The organism is Rickettsia montanensis str. OSU 85-930 (genome assembly GCF_000284175.1).
Classification (GTDB): Bacteria; Pseudomonadota; Alphaproteobacteria; order Rickettsiales; family Rickettsiaceae; genus Rickettsia; species Rickettsia rickettsii.
Map to the genome: position 1 here is coordinate 930,461 of NC_017043.1, position 16,742 is coordinate 947,202.

Sequence of the window (16,742 nt, forward strand, 5' to 3'; positions counted from 1 at the left end):
TAATATTGTACAACTTTTAATTTTTAATTAAACTATTTATTAGGATATAAGTAGACAAGACATAATAATAATATATGGTAATCATTTTATTTATATTTAGCAAATAATAAATATGTGATTGATTTATTAAAAATATTTACTATAACATTTTAATACTTATTAACTATAATTGATTTATCAATATGCAAAACCCAGCACAAAAAGTTATATCTTTTTCAGAGCATAAATCTGATATAGAACGCATAAAGCAATCAATAGAAGAGGGGTGGGCGATAGTAAAGCTAGTACCTAATAAAGACCGTTTTATCGGACTTTTAGAAAAGATTTCGCATGCTGAAGATGAAACAATCTATATTCCTCCAAGAAAAAAGATAATAGTTAATTAACACGAATAGCGAATTATTACCTAATCTGCTATTCGGTTTAAGAAGTTGAATATAAAAGGTGACAATTGGCTTTCACTTTTTATGTAAAGCTAAGTATATGTTATTTTTTAGCAAAAACTTATAATTCTTTACAAAATATAATGGAATTACCTAAAAAAGGTAGTTTTGTTTTACACCGCTCTTAAAAAGACCTTATTGTCATTTCCGTTTAGCATTGGTGTTGTTGCATGGATTAATTCCACCCTGTCATCCTAGCTCATTTGTAGCGAGATCCAGTTTAAAATACTAAGGTGACCTTGCGGTTAATAAAGTGCATTACCGCAGTTGCTGCAATCTTGCCTATTATGGCTCAGGGGATCACGAATGGCGTCATGTTCTCTTGTTACCGTCCTGCTCTAAACGACTGTAAGCACTTAGCAATATCCCGTTATTAGAGTTTAAAGCCGGAGTAACGCTCCTCGCTATTTTATTCTCTATCTTTTGCCCTAAACCAGATAGTGCGTTGTTATTTACAGCATTTACTGCAAGTTCCGTTACTTTCTCTATCGCTATCATCTTCGCCAGCTGTACTCCCAATGCTTTCGCTAGCTCTATGATGGTCTTAAAAAAGTTTCCAACTTCAATCTTTCAAGCATTTTGATAGTTCAATACTCATAGGTCTTATTGGTAAAGGTTTATTTTCTGCTATAGCTTGCTGACGTTCTTTCGTGATTGCTTCCCAGCATCTGTAATCTTCATCTTGTCTTTTCATTAAATCAAATTGGGCAAGGTAGGTATTTAGCTTTTCTTGAGCATTTGTCACGTCTCCATCTTTAGCGTGTAAAAATTCTATTAAATGCGGGACATCTTCTGGAAATAGTCTTGGATTACACATTTGTATATAATTTACTATCAATAACCAACCTAAGTTACGTCTATCCTCTTTAGAATATTTAGGATAATTTATATATTTTTCATCATCCATAAAAACATAATCGAAATATTCTTCTAATATTTCTCCAGTATCATATAATTCGCCTAAATAAAAATGATATTGTTGATAATGTTTTAACATTACTTCTAAAAATTCACCTAAATTTTCTAAGGTTATATCTTCTACTGCTTTAAATTCTACAGAATCAAAGAAATATAAATCTATATATTCTTGAAGTGTTTTTCTGATATATGCATCTTCTTCATTTATTTTTTCATACCATAATTTATCTGTCATTATTTATTTCAGTTTTTTATATTCGGATCAGAAATATTGTTTATTTCATTTTGTTATTCCAATAATTTATACCGCTTCGAGGTTTCATTAAAGTTTTTATTACCTTATGTGCATGTTTTTGTTGTGATTAGGTTATTTTTTAAAACAGCGTCTCTCTCTATTTCTTTATATGTCCTTACATGAGCTGCATTACCACCTGTATTATCAAAGATTACAAACTGGTAATTTTTTATATCAACAGCAATAAGTCTTTCAGTATCATTACTTATTTTATAAGCATTTTTTAAAACCGCTTTAGGTTCTTTAGATGCTGGACTTTTTGAGCACTTGGATTGATGGTGATAATAAATGATTAGTATTTTAAGTTATTTTTTTGGATATCGTGGTCAAGCCACGGTATGATACGAATGCGTTTTTCTACACATTATTAGTATATCAGGTTCTACCACACCTATCACAAATAGGGCTATGGTTTTATTTAGAAAATGGTGCCAATGTGGGGATTTGAACCCCAGACCTACGCATTACGAATGCGCCGCTCTACCAGCTGAGCTACATCGGCTGAAATATGATTATTACGAGACATGTTTCATCATTGCGAGCGACTGACAAGGAGCGTGGCAATCCAATAAAAAAATTTTAAAATGCTAAAGATTAGCATCCTGAATTGGACCCCGTGGTCAAGCCACGGGGTGACAATGAAACATCTTTATAAATGCGTCGAAAATCTTAAATGGAAATGCTGCGTATCGTCATATTTTTTCTTCTTAATTGGGAAACCCCAATCCATTCTGATCGGTGCAAAACGTGTTACCCAAATAAAGCCGAAACCAACGGAAGCTCTAAGAGATTTATCGTTATAAAAACCGTTTGGAGTTTGATATTGTTTCTTATTTAGGCCTACTCCCCAAACACTTCCTAAATCCATAAAGACTGCACCGGTTAAATTAAATTCCTCAGGTACAGGTGTTGGGAAATTAAGCTCTGTTGAGAATGTGTAATATCGCTCACCGCCAAGTCCTTCGTTAGTGACCTTTTCACGAGGTCCTACACCACCGCTTGCAAAGCCTCTTAAACTATAATCACCTAAATTAAAGCGATCGGAAATTCTAATAATTTTTCCTCCAAGCCCTGCAATATCGCCTCCGGAAGCAGATAATTTTAAAGTAAGCTTGTTATGTATGAAAGATTTATAATATTTACCGTCAACCTCATGCTTTATATATTTGTTATCACCTCCAACGCCGGCAAATTCTTGTGTGCCGCTTACTAAGTAACCGTTCTTTGGAACAATTTTATTATCGGTTTGATCATAAGTAATAGTATGTCCTATAGCAGAAGTAATGAATCTTCCCATTTGCTCCTTTAAGAATATTGAGCTTGATGGAGTTGGGGCACTTAAAATATCACGTTTGATTAAATAATCTATTTCGTGACCTAAATACTCTTTAATTTCATAACCAAGAGAAATTTTGGCTCCTATAGAGTGTAACTTATAGCTTTGATCAGTTGTATTTAGTACACTAGCACCGCGTCCGGTATAGTTTCTAAATGCGTTTACGCCAAGTGATAAATCACGATCTAAAAAGTGCGGTGCGGTAATACCACCGTAATAGCTTGTAGTGTTTTTACTTACCTGTACACCGGCATTAAGCAGTTTCCCGGTACCGACTAAATTACGCTCTAAGAAAGAGAAACGTCCGAATAAACCGCCGGCAGTATTATATCCTAAATCAAAACCTATAGAGGAAGTAGATTTTTCATCAACTTCAACGTTAACATCATATTTATCTTTAGCTTTAGTCGGAGCTAAGCTAATTGCTACTTTCTCAAAATAATCTAAATTTCTAAGATTACGCTCACCTTTTTCAATATATGAACGATTAATTATATCACCTTCTTCTATTTTAAATTCTCTTCTTATAACATGGCCTTCGGTTTTAAGGTTATTAATAATATTAATTTTATTAATATAAACCTTATCGGCTTTTTCAATAATAAATTTAATATCTGCAGTATGATTAGCATTTTTCATTATATCCGGATAAACATTTACTGCAGGGTAACCGTTCGCTGTAAAATATTCTCCGATTTTTTCAGCTATACCATCAACCTTTTTCATATTGAAAACCTTGCCTTGCTTAATATTAACAATTTTATTAAGCGGTGTTATATCTATATTAGTTAGTTTATTGTCTATTGTAATATTACCGAAGCTATATTTTTCTCCCTCTTCAATGGAATAGGTAAGGGTGAAATATTCTTTAGTATTATTGAGTTCTGCTGATGCCGAAATTACTCTAAAATCTGCAAAGCCTACAGATTGATAAAACTCTCTCAGTAATTCTTTATCATACTCCACTCTATCAGGATCGTAAGTATCGTTACTTTCTAAAAAGCGAAACCAACGAGATTCTTTAGTTAAAACAATAGATTTAAGTTCTGAATTACTATAATTTTCATTACCGCTAAAATAAATATATTTAATACCGGTTTTTGGTCCTTCTGCTATATCAAAAATAACCTTAACTCTGTTGTTTTCTAAATTTTCGATTTTAGGTGTTACCGTAGTAGCAAAACGCCCGCTACGTTTATAAATTTCTAATATTTTCTTTACATCTAATTCAATTTTAGCTTGGCTAAGAGATTCGCCCGACATTGTATAAATTTCTTTAGCGAGCATATTAGTTTTGATTTTAGAATTACCGCTAAATACTACACTACTTATAAAAGGCGTTTCAGTAACGTTAACTATTAAATTACCATCATTTGTTATATGCATATTTATATTTCTAAAAAGTGAGGTGGCATATAAACGTTTTATTGCCTCATCTTCTTGAGAATTATTATAGGTTTCTCCTACCTTAAGCTTTAAATAGCTCTCAATAGTAGAACGCTCAACCCTGTGGTTACCTTCGATAGTTATTTTACGAATTACAGAGTCAGCTAATGAAATATGATAATAAAAAATCGTTAATAATAAAATTGTTAACTTACTAATTGATCTGATTGTCACCTAAAACCTTCTTTAAGATTTAATTTAAATTTCTGTGTTTAAACCCGATGTCATCCCGTGGCTTGACCACGGTAAAAATAATAAATTAGATACCGCGTTCAAGTCGCGGTATGACAAAGAACTGGATTCCCGCTTTTAGCTAAGAATAATACTAAAGTTCTCCTAACTAATGCATTCAAACATAATTAATATACTCCACTATAGTAGATAATATAAACGAGAGCAAGCAAATCTATAATTTAGGAAAACAAATTTTGTATATCGTTGGAAACAGAAATTATAATAAGAAAAATTATGATTATTGCTCCTAATTGTAACAAAATATTTTTAGTCTTAGGATTCGGTAATTTACCTGTAATTGCTTCATATAATATAAATACTAAATGTCCGCCGTCAAGCACCGGTATAGGTAGTAAGTTAAGTAACCCTAAATTAACGGAAAGCATTGCTATAAATAACAGATACATTTGGGTTCCACCAGCTATGGATTTGCTTGACTCTTTAGCAATAGCTACCGGTCCTCCTATCTCATCGAGTGAACGTTTTCCTACAATCATTTGCGATATTGCGTTTAGAGTTAAAGCAGACATATCTATAGTAGTATTAATAGCTTCCCAGAATCCTCCTAAAATTCCTATTTTAGTATGAATAGGTTCATTTTTAGCTATAATACCGATGCGAAGAGTTTTCTTAACTTGCTTTTCTTCGGGAGGTGATATAATTATTTCTTGAGGTATTATATTAACGATAAATTCCTCACTTTTTCTTTCTATAGTTAAAGTAGAAGAGCTAAAACCGTTAATTAATATCTCTCTCTGCACGTCCCCGAAATCTTTAACAGATTTATCGTTAACCTTAACAATTTTATCTCCTGCTCTTAAGTCTGCTCTCTCTGCCGGTGATGAAGCTACTACATCACCTATTATAGGAGGAATCTCTGTTTTTCCAAAGTAACAATAAAAACCTGCAAATATTATTACGGCAAGTAAATAATTAATTAACGGACCTGCTGCAACTATTAAAAAACGTTCTAAACAAGATTTAGCATCAAAAGCTACTTTTTCGTTAACTTCTTTAGTCTTATCCATAAGGCTGCGATTATAGCCGTAAATCTTGACATAACCGCCAAGCGGTATAAGGCAAACCTTCCACCTAACTCCTTTTTTATCGGTAATGCCTATTAGTGCTTTACCGAAACCTATCGAGAACTCCTCAACTTTTACATTAAAATATCTAGCAATACAATAATGCCCAAATTCATGGATAAATACCAAGATACTAATTGTTATAATAAATCCTATTATAGAGAGCATAAAAATTTTATAAGTTTACTAATAAATTATTTTAAGGTATACATTGCAAGGTTATAGATATCATTTTGTCGTTGTGAGTGGACGTTGCTCCTTGGTTTCCGATGTCATTCCCGCGAAAGCGGGAATCCACAGAAAAAAAATGAAGTAATCCAAATGTATTAGTTTTAAAAACTAATAGTATTTATGTTTTTTAATTACTGGATTCCCGCTTTCGCGGGAATGACATCACGCCATATCACACTCGCAATGACGAAAATTAAATTTTAAATTTCTTTTCTCTATGAGTTCAAATAAAATTAATAAAAAGTCGATTGCACGTATTGCAGCAGTGCAAGCTATTTATCAAAACATATTGCAAAATAACGATGATATGGATGATATCATGCAAAATGTACTTTCTTTTTATCAAAATAATAATTCTATAACAGATTTACCTGAGAATTTAAAAATATCATTAAGTATAAGTCATTTTAAAATGCTGGTAAAGTCAGTATTTGAAAATATTAATAAACTAGACGAAATTATCGACAATCATTTAACAAATGATAAAGGTCCTGCACATATGCCGATCTTACTCCGAGCTTTATTGCGTGTTAGTATATGTGAGCTATTATTTTGTCCTACTACGCCTGCTAAAGTAGTAATCAACGAATATACGGACATAGCAAATGATATGTTAAATGAGCATGAAATTGGTTTTGTTAATTCTGTATTAGATAAAATAGCAAAAGAGCATACTCGTTTAATTTGAAAAATTGGCTACAAGCACTGTGGTACTCAAGTGTTATTAACAGCTTTCGTTCCTCGTCTTGTGGATTCCTTGCTCTTTTCCAGATTAAACTTCGTCTACTTATTCTTCATTTATTTATAAGTATAAAAGATTTTATGACAAATAATTTAAGCGGTTATAGAAATAAATTCGTTAGAGTTAAGACTTCTAAAAAACGCACCGTCTCTTCTAGTAATTGGCTTAGACGCCAATTAAACGATCCGTATGTTGCAAAAACACGTATGGACGGCTTTAGGTCAAGAGCTGCATATAAACTACTTGAAATTCATGAAAAATTTAAACTTTTTACTCCTAACATGAAAATTGTTGATCTAGGAGCAGCTCCTGGGGGATGGAGTCAAGTAGCTTCCAAGCTTATTAAAGCTTCGGATAATGACCTAAATAATAAAATAATCTCTATCGATGTGTTAGAAATCGAACCTGTTGCTGGAGTTGAATTTTTTCAAAAAGACTTTTTTGAAGCAGAGACGGAAGAATTAATTATTCAGGCTTTAGACGGTAGAGCTGATATAGTAATGAGTGATATGGCATCAAATACCATAGGTCATAAAGCTACAGACCATATAAGAACCTTACTTTTATGTGAGCAAGCTTTTGAATTTGCTTTAAAAGTACTAAAACCCTCCGGTCATTTTATTGCTAAAATTTTTCGTGGCGGTGCAGAAAATGAATTATTAAATAAAGTAAAGCTTGAATTTAAAACAGTGAAACATTTTAAACCTTCATCCAGCCGCAGTGAATCTACGGAAATCTATTTAGTTGCTCTAAATAAGAAATAATGAATATGAAAGGTGATTTCTGCCTACAAATTTATTATATATGTTATTTTTTTATTTAACATATTAGAGGATATAGATGATAATTACTTATATCTCCTGTTGTTTTGACTTCCTGAGCATATTCTTGACTGCAGCTTTGAAAATTATTATACATCTCAACTAAATTAGCTCCGGTTTCAGTTTCAACTATTTGATTATATAAATTATTTTTTAAATTTAGAGTATTTTTAGCATATTTTTGTGTTGCTGCTTCCCAATCATCTACGGTTAAAGTAACATTCTGTTTCAAATCAGAAAAATTAACAAGTCCATGTTTACTGATTCCGGCTATGATTTCTTCAAAGCCTTCGACTATTCCATTAATTCCTAGATATTTTGTAACTTTTTGTTTGGCAAAATTATATAAATATGATGCCCATTCTTCTGATTGTGATAGTTCTGTTTTTTTACCAGGAAGTACCATTGTTGTTTTTCCCAAATGCTTATTAGTAATATTAATAAGATTATGTTTTGCATTATATATCTTGGAATGGGTAGCTAGCTCTTTTATTGGAGTTGTTACTTTTCCGGTAAATAAATTTTTTTCTATGCCTCTTTCAATTATCGGTTTTGAGCCAGGACTGTCAAAAGTTGTAGATTTATTAAAATGTAGGTTGCGAGAATGTATTTCTACTAAGGTTAAATCTGCAATTATTGCTCCAAGTGAATGACCGCTAGTATTAAAACTATATTCTGTGGCTTTACTTAAGCCGCCTAATTTATTAATTATTTCATTAACAAAATCCTGAAGTGGAGTTAGTTTAGTAGGTAAATAGTGCAGAGCGATAAGCAAGTCGTCTAATAAATCATATATATTGAATTTTGTGCCGGCACTAGCAATATGAACTTCTTTAGTTTCTTTATTTATAAATGCGACGGCTTTATAATCATATTTAGCAGTGCTGATATTATCACATGAAGCAGTCAGTATTTCCCAGCCGCTATCTGTTAATTGTTCATTGACCTTTGATGCTTTTAGCTTATAAATATTTAAATCATCTGTTTTATATGCGAGGTCTAACCCTATATAAGCAAGCTTTTTAGTGCTAATATGTTTAGAATTTTTGTACGTAGACATATCTACCTCTTTTTGATCAATTTTACCATAAAATATGGTTTTTCTAAAAAATGTCAAGTCAAATATTAATACTTATTAATCTATTATTAAATAAAGATTGACATTTGATTACTTTTGTTATACAGTGCATTTGCGTTATATTTAACAACCATGAAATATGGTGACTTAAACAAATAGGAGATAGACTATGTTTACATTATTAGTACGTAATTTATTCGGAAGTAATAAACCGATTACTTACTTATCTTTAATAGAAAAAGCAAAAGCAGATTATAGTTTTTATACAAAATTAGCATCAGGAAGCTTTTTTGCAGGAATAAGTAGTTTTTTTTCATCTAGTAGTTGGTTAAGCAAGATACCTTTAATAACAGGGGCTGTTTTTGGTACTAGTTATGGGGCAAAAGGCATTATGGATAGTAATGAACAAATAAAGCTTTTTACTAAGGCTCATGAAGCAACTAAAGTTGAAGAGTATTTGGCTACTTCGGGGTTAGGAAGTTTTGTATACGGTACTGCTGTAGATAAAAACGGTATAGATAAATTTACTGGTAAATATATTGAAGGAATAAATGGTAAGATAATATCTAATGCAATAACTCGCGTACCAACCTTAAGTTTAACGGAAGACGGCGTTGGTTACAAACATAATGGTGGCTATGAAATAGTGGAATCAACAGATCGTGCGTTATATCAGAAAATATCTGGCGTGAAAGGACAATATACAAATAAATTAGTTCTAGATACTAGTATTCTTTCTTTACATGCTTGTATTATTCAGCAGCTAATACAAAATGGCTATTCAAGTGAAGATGTTGAAAAAGCTTTAAGTTTAGGAACTGTTGCAAAGAGAGAAAGTTACAAAAATAAGCAATTAGCAGAATACAAGCCAAATTTGATAAGTGAGTTATGGTATGGTAAAGAAAAAGCTATGCAAAATAAAGGAGTAGAACTTTCAAAAGAAATACAGAAATATGCTGAAATAAATGAAGCTTATGAAGTATTATTTAATTATCATACTTCCAGTACTAGTGAAGAACAAGAAGAGCAGTTTTATAGCCTTGATTATAATAATCTTAATGATGATCAAACTCAAATCTTAGGAGATGAGGGAGATGAAGGGTATATATCTGATATTGCCTAGTAACTAAATACAAAACTTTCTAGAGAGTAAGGTTATAGATCTATAACCTTGCTCTTTTTTATTTAATAACCTCTTTAGCTCTCCTTTCAAAAGCTATAATCATTTTTTCGGTTGCTTTGGTAAAATAAGTGCCGATTAATTTATCCAGTATTACGGATTTCATTTTAAAATCAATAAAGAATTTTAATTTAGTTCCTGCCGTGCATGGAACAAATTGCCAAGTACTTTTTAAATATTCAAAAGGTCCTGAAATAGCTACCGTATTAATCAAATATATTCCATCATCTGTTATTTCACTTGTAACTCGTGAGTTATATTTTTCTGAAAAGCCTTTTAACTGAATTACTAATTCAGCAATAACCTCTTGATTATTTTCTGAAATAATTCTAGAAGCAGAACACCAAGGCAAGAATTTAGGATAAGATTTTACATCCCAGACCAAATCAAATAATTCTTGCGGTTTATAGGGTAAAATTTTAGTGTGTTGAAGGCAAGGCATTAGAAATCTGTGACTTTACCTTTATGTTGCCAGTCCCCGTATCTTGTCGGTTCTAGACCTTTAACACCGCCAATTTCTTTTTCTTTTGGTAAATTTTCTTCTTCTGATATATTATGAGACATCTTTCCAAACTTCGCTTCTAGAGGTAATTTAGACGTCGATCCGGTGCTCGCATCCTCAAGTATGTCCATATACGCTGTGGTGCTGCGTTCCGTGTCTCCTGTAAATTCCTCTCTATAAGCTGGTTTGGAAAGATGTCTATTATCTTTTTTATCGTCCATAGTACTAAATATATGAAATATAACCGTATTTATATTAATAGTCGTTTAGCTGAAAATAGCAAGATAGAATTAGCAAGTGATCATGTTCATTATGTTAAAACGGTGCTACGTCTTAAAGTAAATGATGGCTTGCGTCTCTTTAACGGTACGGATGGAGAATTTCTAGCACAAATTAACGATATAGGTAAAAATAACCTATCGGTTAGACTTAAAGAACAGTTAAAAAAGCCTTATACAGAATCTACGTTAACTCTTGCTGTTGCTATAATAAAGCAAGATAAATTAATGCTTGCGATAAATATGGTTACGCAACTCGGTATAACTAAAATTATTCCGTTAATTACTAGGCGGTGTCAATTTAGATCGGTAAATATCGAACGTTTAACGAAATGTGTTATTGAGGCAACAGAGCAATCAGAACGTCTTACTCCCCCGATAATTGAAAAAGCTATCACAATACAAGATTATTTAAAAAAGAATAATAATTTGATGTTATATGCTAATGAACATGAAAAAGAAGAAAATTCTATATTACGAATTTCATCATCACTTAGTAATAGTGATATAACTATTATTGTAGGACCGGAGGGAGGCTTTACTAATGATGAGCTGGAACTTCTTGCCTCATATAAGAATACAAAATCTATAAGTTTAGGAAGTAATACATTACGTGCTGAAACAGCAGCAATAACTGCTATAGCACAAGTGAGGTTGTTAGGTCGTCATTGCGAGGAAATTGCATAGCAATTGTACGGCCGCAATCTCAGGAGTTTGTTATGATTTCATGAGATTGCCACGCAGCCTACGGCTGCTCGCAATGACGAAAAGGTAGAGTTACTTCACCTTTTCTATTCCGGGTTTACAAAATAGCTTACCTAAACAAAGGAAAGAATATACACCACAAAAGCCTATAATTATATAAAGTATTGTAACAATAATTGGAAATGAGCCAAATAAAAGTGTGACTAAATTAAAATTAAATAATCCGACTAAGCCCCAATTTATAGCACCTATAGAAGATAATAAATGTACAGTAGTAATAAGCGGATTATTAGAAGTATTTATTAACATATTTAAGCTCCTTTTAGTTAAACGTAAAAGACCTTGTTGTGTGGCTCATACCTCTGTCATCCCACAACTTGATAGCAGGGTCCAGTTAAAATACTAAAATTACTAATATTATGGGTTACATTTTTGGATCCCGTGGCGAGGCCTTGGGATGACATTGTGTGCGTTTTTCGAGCCATGCAACAAAACTAACGTAAAATAATCATTTCTCATTTTGAGCTATATGTCTACTAAATTTTATAATTCTATAATTTATTAATCCTTCTTAAAAGTTTGATATATTACAGGTATAACAAAAATTGTAAATATAGTACCGATGCTTAATCCTCCAACTATTACAAAGCCTATAGAATTACGAGCAGCAGCACCGGCCCCGTCTGCAAAAACTAGAGGTAAAGCTCCGACTACGGCAGCAAGAGTAGTCATAAGAATTGGACGCAAGCGAAGTTTTGAGGATTCTATTATAGCTTCTTGAACCTTTACTCCTTTTTCTCTTAGCTGATTAGCAAATTCTACTATCATAATAGAATTCTTAGTAATTAATCCAATTAAAGTAATAAGTCCGATATTACTATACATATTAAGGCTATTACCGGCAAGCCAGAGAGCAAGTACACCGCCGGTTATTGAGAAAGGTACGGCGAGTAATATTAATAAAGGGTCAGTAAAGCTTTCAAATTGAGCTGCAAGCACTAAATAGATAAATATAAGAGCAAACACAAATGTTATAAGCATATTACTGTCTGCCTCTCTCATTTGTTTAATTTCTCCGATATATTCAATTATAGTATTACTAGGATCAAGTAACTTAGCGGCTATTTTATTGATTTCATTAATTGCATCATCAATTTTTCCGTCAGGAGCAAGATCGGAAGAAATAGTAACGGATTTTGAATTATTATAATGACTATATGATTTTACTGATATTTTTTCCGTAATATTGGCTATCGATTCAAGCGGTAACATATTATTATTTTTTGCTCTGATTAAAATTTTACTAAAATCGCTAATATCTTTTCGATCTTTTTGATTAAATTGTAATATAACGTTATATAAATCATTACTCATTCTAAAATCCCCGATTTGTTGACCTGCAAGTAAATATTGTATCGTTTTGCCTATATTTGCCAAATCCATTCCGTATAAATAAGCCTTATCACGGTTGACTTCTATACTTATAGTCGGCATTGCCGATTGTAAATTTCTATTGACGTTTAAGAAAATAGGATTTGTTTTCATTATATCAATAAATTGTTGTGATATTTTATCTAGATCATCATATTCAAGGTTCGTTTGAATAGTAAACTCGATAGGGCGACTTGCATTCCCGCTAACCATTGAACGTGGATCCATAGCGCAAATCGACATGCCCGGTATTTCAGAAAACTGCTTATTTAACATATTCTTAATAGTTTCTTGGGAACGAGAACGCTCACCCCAATTTTTTAGAGGAATGAATCCAAAAACATTATCGCTACCGCCTACACCTATTACCATCAGATAACCTAATATATCTTTATAATTAGCAAGGATTTTTTCGGCTTCTTTCACTACTTTAGTAGAAGATTCTAAACTAGAACCTTCAGGACCTTTAAGAGAAACTTGTAAAAATCCATCATCTTCTTGGGGTACGAAAATTTTTTGAGTAAATTTAAAACTAATAATCAGCACTATAAATGATGATGCAATAATGATGACAAATTTCTTTTTATTGTCAAAAGTTAGCTTTAGATAGTAAATATATTTATTTTGAATAAATTGTAGAATGTCGTTAAACCTTACTAAGAATTTTGGTAAGTCCGTATTATGTTTTGTAACCATACGACTTGACATCATAGGAGTTAAAGTTAAAGCAACAAATCCTGAGAACAAAACACAAAATGCTAAAGTCCAAGCAAATTCAATAAATAATTTCCCGATAAAACCCTCTATAAAACCCACGGGTAAAAATACGGCAGCAAGCGTAATAGTCATAGCAATGATTGCAAAGCCGATTTCTTTAGAAGCAAGCATAGCCGCCTCTATGGGTTTATGCCCCATTTCATTATATCTAAAAATGTTTTCAAGCATAACTATCGCATCATCGACCACTAAACCTATAGCAAGTATCATAGCAAGGAGTGTAAATATATTAATAGAAAATCCAAAAGCATACATTACGCTAAAAGTACCGATCAACGATACCGGAATCGTCACAAACGGAATTAAGGTAATTTTAGCAGAAGCAAGAAATAAATAAGTGACTAAAACTACTAATATTAAAGCTTCAAAAATTGTTTGAAATACTGCGTAAATTGATGCTTTTACAGGCGTTGCTCCATCATATGCGATACCCATGCTTATTCCTTTGGGCATGGATTCTTTAATTCTTTCTAGTGCTTTAGTTACTTCATGTGATAAATCTATGACGTTAGCTTTTGATTCTTTTATAAGACCAAGGGCAATAGAGCTTTTGCCGTTATATCTAAAAATTATGTCCTCATCGGGAGAAGTTAAAGATATTTTTGCTATATCTCGTAATTTTATGATACCTCCGTTTTGTACTTTTAGAATAATATTACCGAATTCTTCCGGTGTAGATAAAGAACCTTCAAGAGTTACTATAAAATTATTACTTTTTGTTTTAATCGTACCTGCGGGATAATCTTTATTTTGCTCTTTTATTGCGGATTCAATCTCCAATAAAGAAATTTTATGTTGATATAATTTTTTAGAATCTGGTTCTATTCTCATTATGTATTCCCGACCGCCGTAAATTTGTGACTGTCCTACGCTTTCAAGTTTATCTAACGGTGTTTGTAGATTATCTTCGACGATCTTTGTTAATTCTAAATCACTATATTGATCACTTTCAACGCTTATGAAGAGGCTTGGGGAACTATCGGCATCAAGTTTTGCAACTGACGGGGCTTGCATATCTTGCGGGAACATATAAATGATATCCGATATTTTGGTGCGGACGTCGTTTAGTGCTACTTCAATATCGGTAGATAATAGAAACGATAAAGTAATACTACTTTTGCCGGTAGAACTTTGAGAAGTTATATAATCTAAATTTTTAACCGTCTTTAAAGCTTTTTCTATACGTGTCGTTATTTCTTGCTCCATATATAAGGCATCGGCACCTGCATAATGAGCTTCGACATTTATAATGGGAACTGAAATATCCGGAGTGCCTCTAATTTGTAGTTTGGTAAAAACAATTGCTCCAAGAGCTACAATAACCAAATTCAAAACTGTAGTAAAGACAGGGCGTTTAATACAAATTTCAGACAATAACATTGGATTTAATATATTTTTCTTTAAAAATTTTATTTTAAATTAATGTGAATAGCGAATTATTACATAATCTGCTATTCGGTTAGAAATATTCTATATAAAAGGTGAAAGACGGTTTCCACTTTTTATGTAAATTAAGTATATATAATTTTTTATAGAGTAGAAAATTAGTTTTTGTAATTTACTACTGACAATAAATTAGGGGTTTAATGATAAATTTTCACTTTAATTACTTGATTAAGATAGTTTTAACAGTATAACTGATGTAAAATGGCTACATTTTTCTATAAATTAATATAATAACGTATATATTTTAAACTTTGTAAATAACTGGCATTTGTAGTATGTGGGTAGTTTGTTATAATTAACTCACATAAAAAATATATTGATGTATATTATTGCCAGTTATATATATTGTTTTATAAAAAAACATCAATACATATTAACCTATCAAAGGAGAGTTGATTTTATTATGAGTACACATAACAAAAAAGAACCAAAAAAAATAAATAAAACCGAATTTATAGCATTTATGACCGACCATGGTCATAATCATAAACATGCTTCACATAAAACATTAACAAAAGCTGAGGCCGAGAAAGCACTTAATTTAGTTCTTGATAGTGTGCTTAGTGCTATAAAGAGCAACCATAATATTAATATAACAGGTTTCGGTTCATTTGAAATACATCATAGAAAAGCACGTGAGGGTCGTAACCCAAAAACCGGAGCAAAAATGAAAATAGATGCTTACAATCAACCTACTTTTAGAGCCGGAAGAAAAATGAAAGAAGCTTGTAATTAAAAGAAGTAACGTATTTACAGTACTAATAATTTCCGAACCCCGTTACAAGCTTGCGGGGTGACACTAGAAAAACTGGCTCATGCAACAATGCTCTGCAAAAGCCGGAATGATATAGAATGCTTCTTAAGTACAATTCATAACGATATTACAACCATTGATAATTGAACGCCTAGAGTTTAACTTAAAACATAATAAGCTATACAATAGTTGGCTTATCGAAGCCGAAAATATAGAGCAAGCTTTAAAAGATTTAGAAGAGTTTATATATATTAAGCTTTTTAAGAATAGCATTCCTCTTGAAAACAATCCTGATTATCATTTCATCGCTAGGGAAACTTCAGCTACATCTAATGCTAAAAATATTTCTATTGAACAAATAAGAAAATTACAAGACTTCTTAAGTAAAACTTCTGCAATTTCAGGTTATAAAGTTGCAATAATTTATTCGGCGGATCTTATGAATTTGAATGCAGCGAATTCATGCTTAAAAATTCTTGAAGATGCACCAAAGAATAGTTACATTTTTTTAATTACTTCAAGAGCTGCAAGTATTATTTCTACAATTAGATCAAGATGTTTTAAAATTAATGTTAGATCATCTATCCATCATACTAAAAACGAATTATATTCCGAGTTTATTCAGTCGATAGCAGATAACAAAACGTTAGATTTTATTAATCGCTTTACTACTAAAGACCGAGAATTATGGCTAGATTTTATTGATAATTTATTATTATTAATGAATAGAATCCTTAAAAAATCTGCCAACGTTAATATTGAACTTCTAGATTTGGAAAATAAGATTTTTAATAAACTATCAAATAGACATCCTTCATATTTACTGCAAAAATTTACCGACATAAAAAAGTTAATATATAATACCATTGATTATGATTTGGACTTAAAAACAAGTTATATATTAGTGGTGAATGAGTTTTCTAGTAATTAACACGATATCACTATGTTCCTTTCTATGTTATCCATAAAACAACAAAATATATTGAGAGAAATATACTCCTTTTTTAAAAAAGAATAGTTAATAGATATTCAAGATAGAA

General features: G+C 31.6%; 16 protein-coding genes and 1 tRNA gene. 7 read left to right on the plus strand and 10 right to left on the minus strand.

Annotation, left to right across the window (positions count from 1 at the left end; all coding sequences use genetic code 11):
* Window positions 1-182: 182 nt before the first annotated feature.
* Window positions 183-386, plus strand: a complete 204-nt coding sequence (locus tag MCI_RS05035) for a DUF2674 domain-containing protein (RefSeq protein WP_014409930.1) — start codon at window positions 183-185, stop codon at window positions 384-386.
* Window positions 387-755: 369 nt separating this feature from the next.
* Here the strand turns inward: MCI_RS05035 and MCI_RS05040 are convergent, their stop codons facing one another.
* From MCI_RS05040 to rseP, 5 genes are all read right to left on the minus strand, one after another.
* On the minus strand, window positions 756-941 hold the full coding sequence (locus MCI_RS05040; RefSeq protein WP_014409931.1) for a hypothetical protein: 186 nt from the start codon (window positions 939-941) through the stop codon (window positions 756-758).
* Window positions 942-1,005: 64 nt separating this feature from the next.
* Entirely contained in the window at window positions 1,006-1,596 is a 591-nt protein-coding gene (locus tag MCI_RS05045) for a hypothetical protein (protein ID WP_014409932.1), read from the minus strand.
* Between the two features lie 486 nt (window positions 1,597-2,082).
* Window positions 2,083-2,158 (minus strand) — tRNA-Thr (locus MCI_RS05050).
* Between the two features lie 147 nt (window positions 2,159-2,305).
* Complete coding sequence (gene bamA / locus MCI_RS05055; protein ID WP_014409933.1) at window positions 2,306-4,612, minus strand: outer membrane protein assembly factor BamA; 2,307 nt, start codon at window positions 4,610-4,612, stop codon at window positions 2,306-2,308.
* Between the two features lie 239 nt (window positions 4,613-4,851).
* A complete protein-coding gene (gene rseP / locus MCI_RS05060; protein WP_014409934.1) occupies window positions 4,852-5,925 on the minus strand; it encodes an RIP metalloprotease RseP in 1,074 nt (357 codons plus the stop codon).
* Window positions 5,926-6,205: 280 nt separating this feature from the next.
* Between rseP and nusB the strand changes: the two genes are divergently transcribed.
* Together nusB and MCI_RS05070 are read left to right on the plus strand one after the other, a co-directional pair.
* Window positions 6,206-6,676: a transcription antitermination factor NusB gene (nusB, locus tag MCI_RS05065; protein WP_014409935.1), complete on the plus strand. Its 471-nt coding sequence runs from the start codon at window positions 6,206-6,208 to the stop codon at window positions 6,674-6,676.
* 134 nt (window positions 6,677-6,810) lie between these two features.
* A complete protein-coding gene (locus MCI_RS05070; RefSeq protein ID WP_014409936.1) occupies window positions 6,811-7,494 on the plus strand; it encodes an RlmE family RNA methyltransferase in 684 nt (227 codons plus the stop codon).
* Window positions 7,495-7,549: 55 nt separating this feature from the next.
* On the opposite strand, the gene MCI_RS05075 is transcribed toward MCI_RS05070, so the two are convergent.
* The gene (locus tag MCI_RS05075) at window positions 7,550-8,611 is read right to left on the minus strand and encodes a hypothetical protein (RefSeq protein WP_014409937.1); all 1,062 of its coding nucleotides are present in this window, start codon (window positions 8,609-8,611) and stop codon (window positions 7,550-7,552) included.
* Window positions 8,612-8,798: 187 nt separating this feature from the next.
* Between MCI_RS05075 and MCI_RS05080 the strand changes: the two genes are divergently transcribed.
* The gene (locus MCI_RS05080) at window positions 8,799-9,752 is read left to right on the plus strand and encodes a hypothetical protein (RefSeq protein ID WP_014409938.1); all 954 of its coding nucleotides are present in this window, start codon (window positions 8,799-8,801) and stop codon (window positions 9,750-9,752) included.
* A gap of 58 nt (window positions 9,753-9,810) precedes the next feature.
* Here the strand turns inward: MCI_RS05080 and MCI_RS05085 are convergent, their stop codons facing one another.
* Together MCI_RS05085 and MCI_RS05090 are read right to left on the minus strand one after the other, a co-directional pair.
* On the minus strand, window positions 9,811-10,251 hold the full coding sequence (locus MCI_RS05085) for a type II toxin-antitoxin system RatA family toxin (protein ID WP_014409939.1): 441 nt from the start codon (window positions 10,249-10,251) through the stop codon (window positions 9,811-9,813).
* Window positions 10,251-10,532, minus strand: a complete 282-nt coding sequence (locus MCI_RS05090; protein ID WP_014409940.1) for a DUF1674 domain-containing protein — start codon at window positions 10,530-10,532, stop codon at window positions 10,251-10,253. Before MCI_RS05090 ends, MCI_RS05085 begins: the two co-directional genes overlap by 1 nt.
* A 12-nt stretch (window positions 10,533-10,544) precedes the next feature.
* On the opposite strand from MCI_RS05090, the gene MCI_RS05095 reads away from it, so the two are divergent.
* On the plus strand, window positions 10,545-11,276 hold the full coding sequence (locus tag MCI_RS05095; RefSeq protein WP_014409941.1) for a 16S rRNA (uracil(1498)-N(3))-methyltransferase: 732 nt from the start codon (window positions 10,545-10,547) through the stop codon (window positions 11,274-11,276).
* A gap of 90 nt (window positions 11,277-11,366) precedes the next feature.
* Here MCI_RS05095 and MCI_RS05100 read toward each other — a convergent pair whose 3' ends face one another.
* Both MCI_RS05100 and MCI_RS05105 read right to left on the minus strand, forming a co-directional pair.
* Window positions 11,367-11,603: a DUF378 domain-containing protein gene (locus tag MCI_RS05100; protein WP_012736993.1), complete on the minus strand. Its 237-nt coding sequence runs from the start codon at window positions 11,601-11,603 to the stop codon at window positions 11,367-11,369.
* Between the two features lie 252 nt (window positions 11,604-11,855).
* Window positions 11,856-14,882, minus strand: a complete 3,027-nt coding sequence (locus MCI_RS05105; protein ID WP_014409942.1) for an efflux RND transporter permease subunit — start codon at window positions 14,880-14,882, stop codon at window positions 11,856-11,858.
* A gap of 469 nt (window positions 14,883-15,351) precedes the next feature.
* Here MCI_RS05105 and MCI_RS05110 point away from each other — a divergent pair, with 469 nt between their 5' ends.
* Window positions 15,352-15,684 (plus strand): HU family DNA-binding protein, encoded by a 333-nt coding sequence (locus tag MCI_RS05110; RefSeq protein WP_014409943.1) that lies wholly within the window; start codon window positions 15,352-15,354, stop codon window positions 15,682-15,684.
* Window positions 15,685-15,838: 154 nt separating this feature from the next.
* Window positions 15,839-16,633, plus strand: coding sequence for a DNA polymerase III subunit delta' (locus MCI_RS05115; RefSeq protein ID WP_014409944.1), 795 nt, complete (start codon window positions 15,839-15,841; stop codon window positions 16,631-16,633).
* Window positions 16,634-16,742: the final 109 nt, after the last annotated feature.

Bases quoted from the DNA above. Each gene is read 5' to 3' on its own strand.
- MCI_RS05035 (WP_014409930.1), top strand. From the start codon at position 183: ATGCAAAACCCAGCACAAAAAGTTATATCTTTTTCAGAGCATAAATCT.
- MCI_RS05040 (WP_014409931.1), bottom strand. From the start codon at position 941: ATGATAGCGATAGAGAAAGTAACGGAACTTGCAGTAAATGCTGTAAAT.
- MCI_RS05045 (WP_014409932.1), bottom strand. From the start codon at position 1,596: ATGACAGATAAATTATGGTATGAAAAAATAAATGAAGAAGATGCATAT.
- rseP (WP_014409934.1), bottom strand. From the start codon at position 5,925: ATGCTCTCTATAATAGGATTTATTATAACAATTAGTATCTTGGTATTT.
- nusB (WP_014409935.1), top strand. From the start codon at position 6,206: ATGAGTTCAAATAAAATTAATAAAAAGTCGATTGCACGTATTGCAGCA.
- MCI_RS05070 (WP_014409936.1), top strand. From the start codon at position 6,811: ATGACAAATAATTTAAGCGGTTATAGAAATAAATTCGTTAGAGTTAAG.
- MCI_RS05075 (WP_014409937.1), bottom strand. From the start codon at position 8,611: ATGTCTACGTACAAAAATTCTAAACATATTAGCACTAAAAAGCTTGCT.
- MCI_RS05080 (WP_014409938.1), top strand. From the start codon at position 8,799: ATGTTTACATTATTAGTACGTAATTTATTCGGAAGTAATAAACCGATT.
- MCI_RS05085 (WP_014409939.1), bottom strand. From the start codon at position 10,251: ATGCCTTGCCTTCAACACACTAAAATTTTACCCTATAAACCGCAAGAA.
- MCI_RS05090 (WP_014409940.1), bottom strand. From the start codon at position 10,532: ATGGACGATAAAAAAGATAATAGACATCTTTCCAAACCAGCTTATAGA.
- MCI_RS05095 (WP_014409941.1), top strand. From the start codon at position 10,545: ATGAAATATAACCGTATTTATATTAATAGTCGTTTAGCTGAAAATAGC.
- MCI_RS05100 (WP_012736993.1), bottom strand. From the start codon at position 11,603: ATGTTAATAAATACTTCTAATAATCCGCTTATTACTACTGTACATTTA.
- MCI_RS05105 (WP_014409942.1), bottom strand. From the start codon at position 14,882: ATGTTATTGTCTGAAATTTGTATTAAACGCCCTGTCTTTACTACAGTT.
- MCI_RS05110 (WP_014409943.1), top strand. From the start codon at position 15,352: ATGAGTACACATAACAAAAAAGAACCAAAAAAAATAAATAAAACCGAA.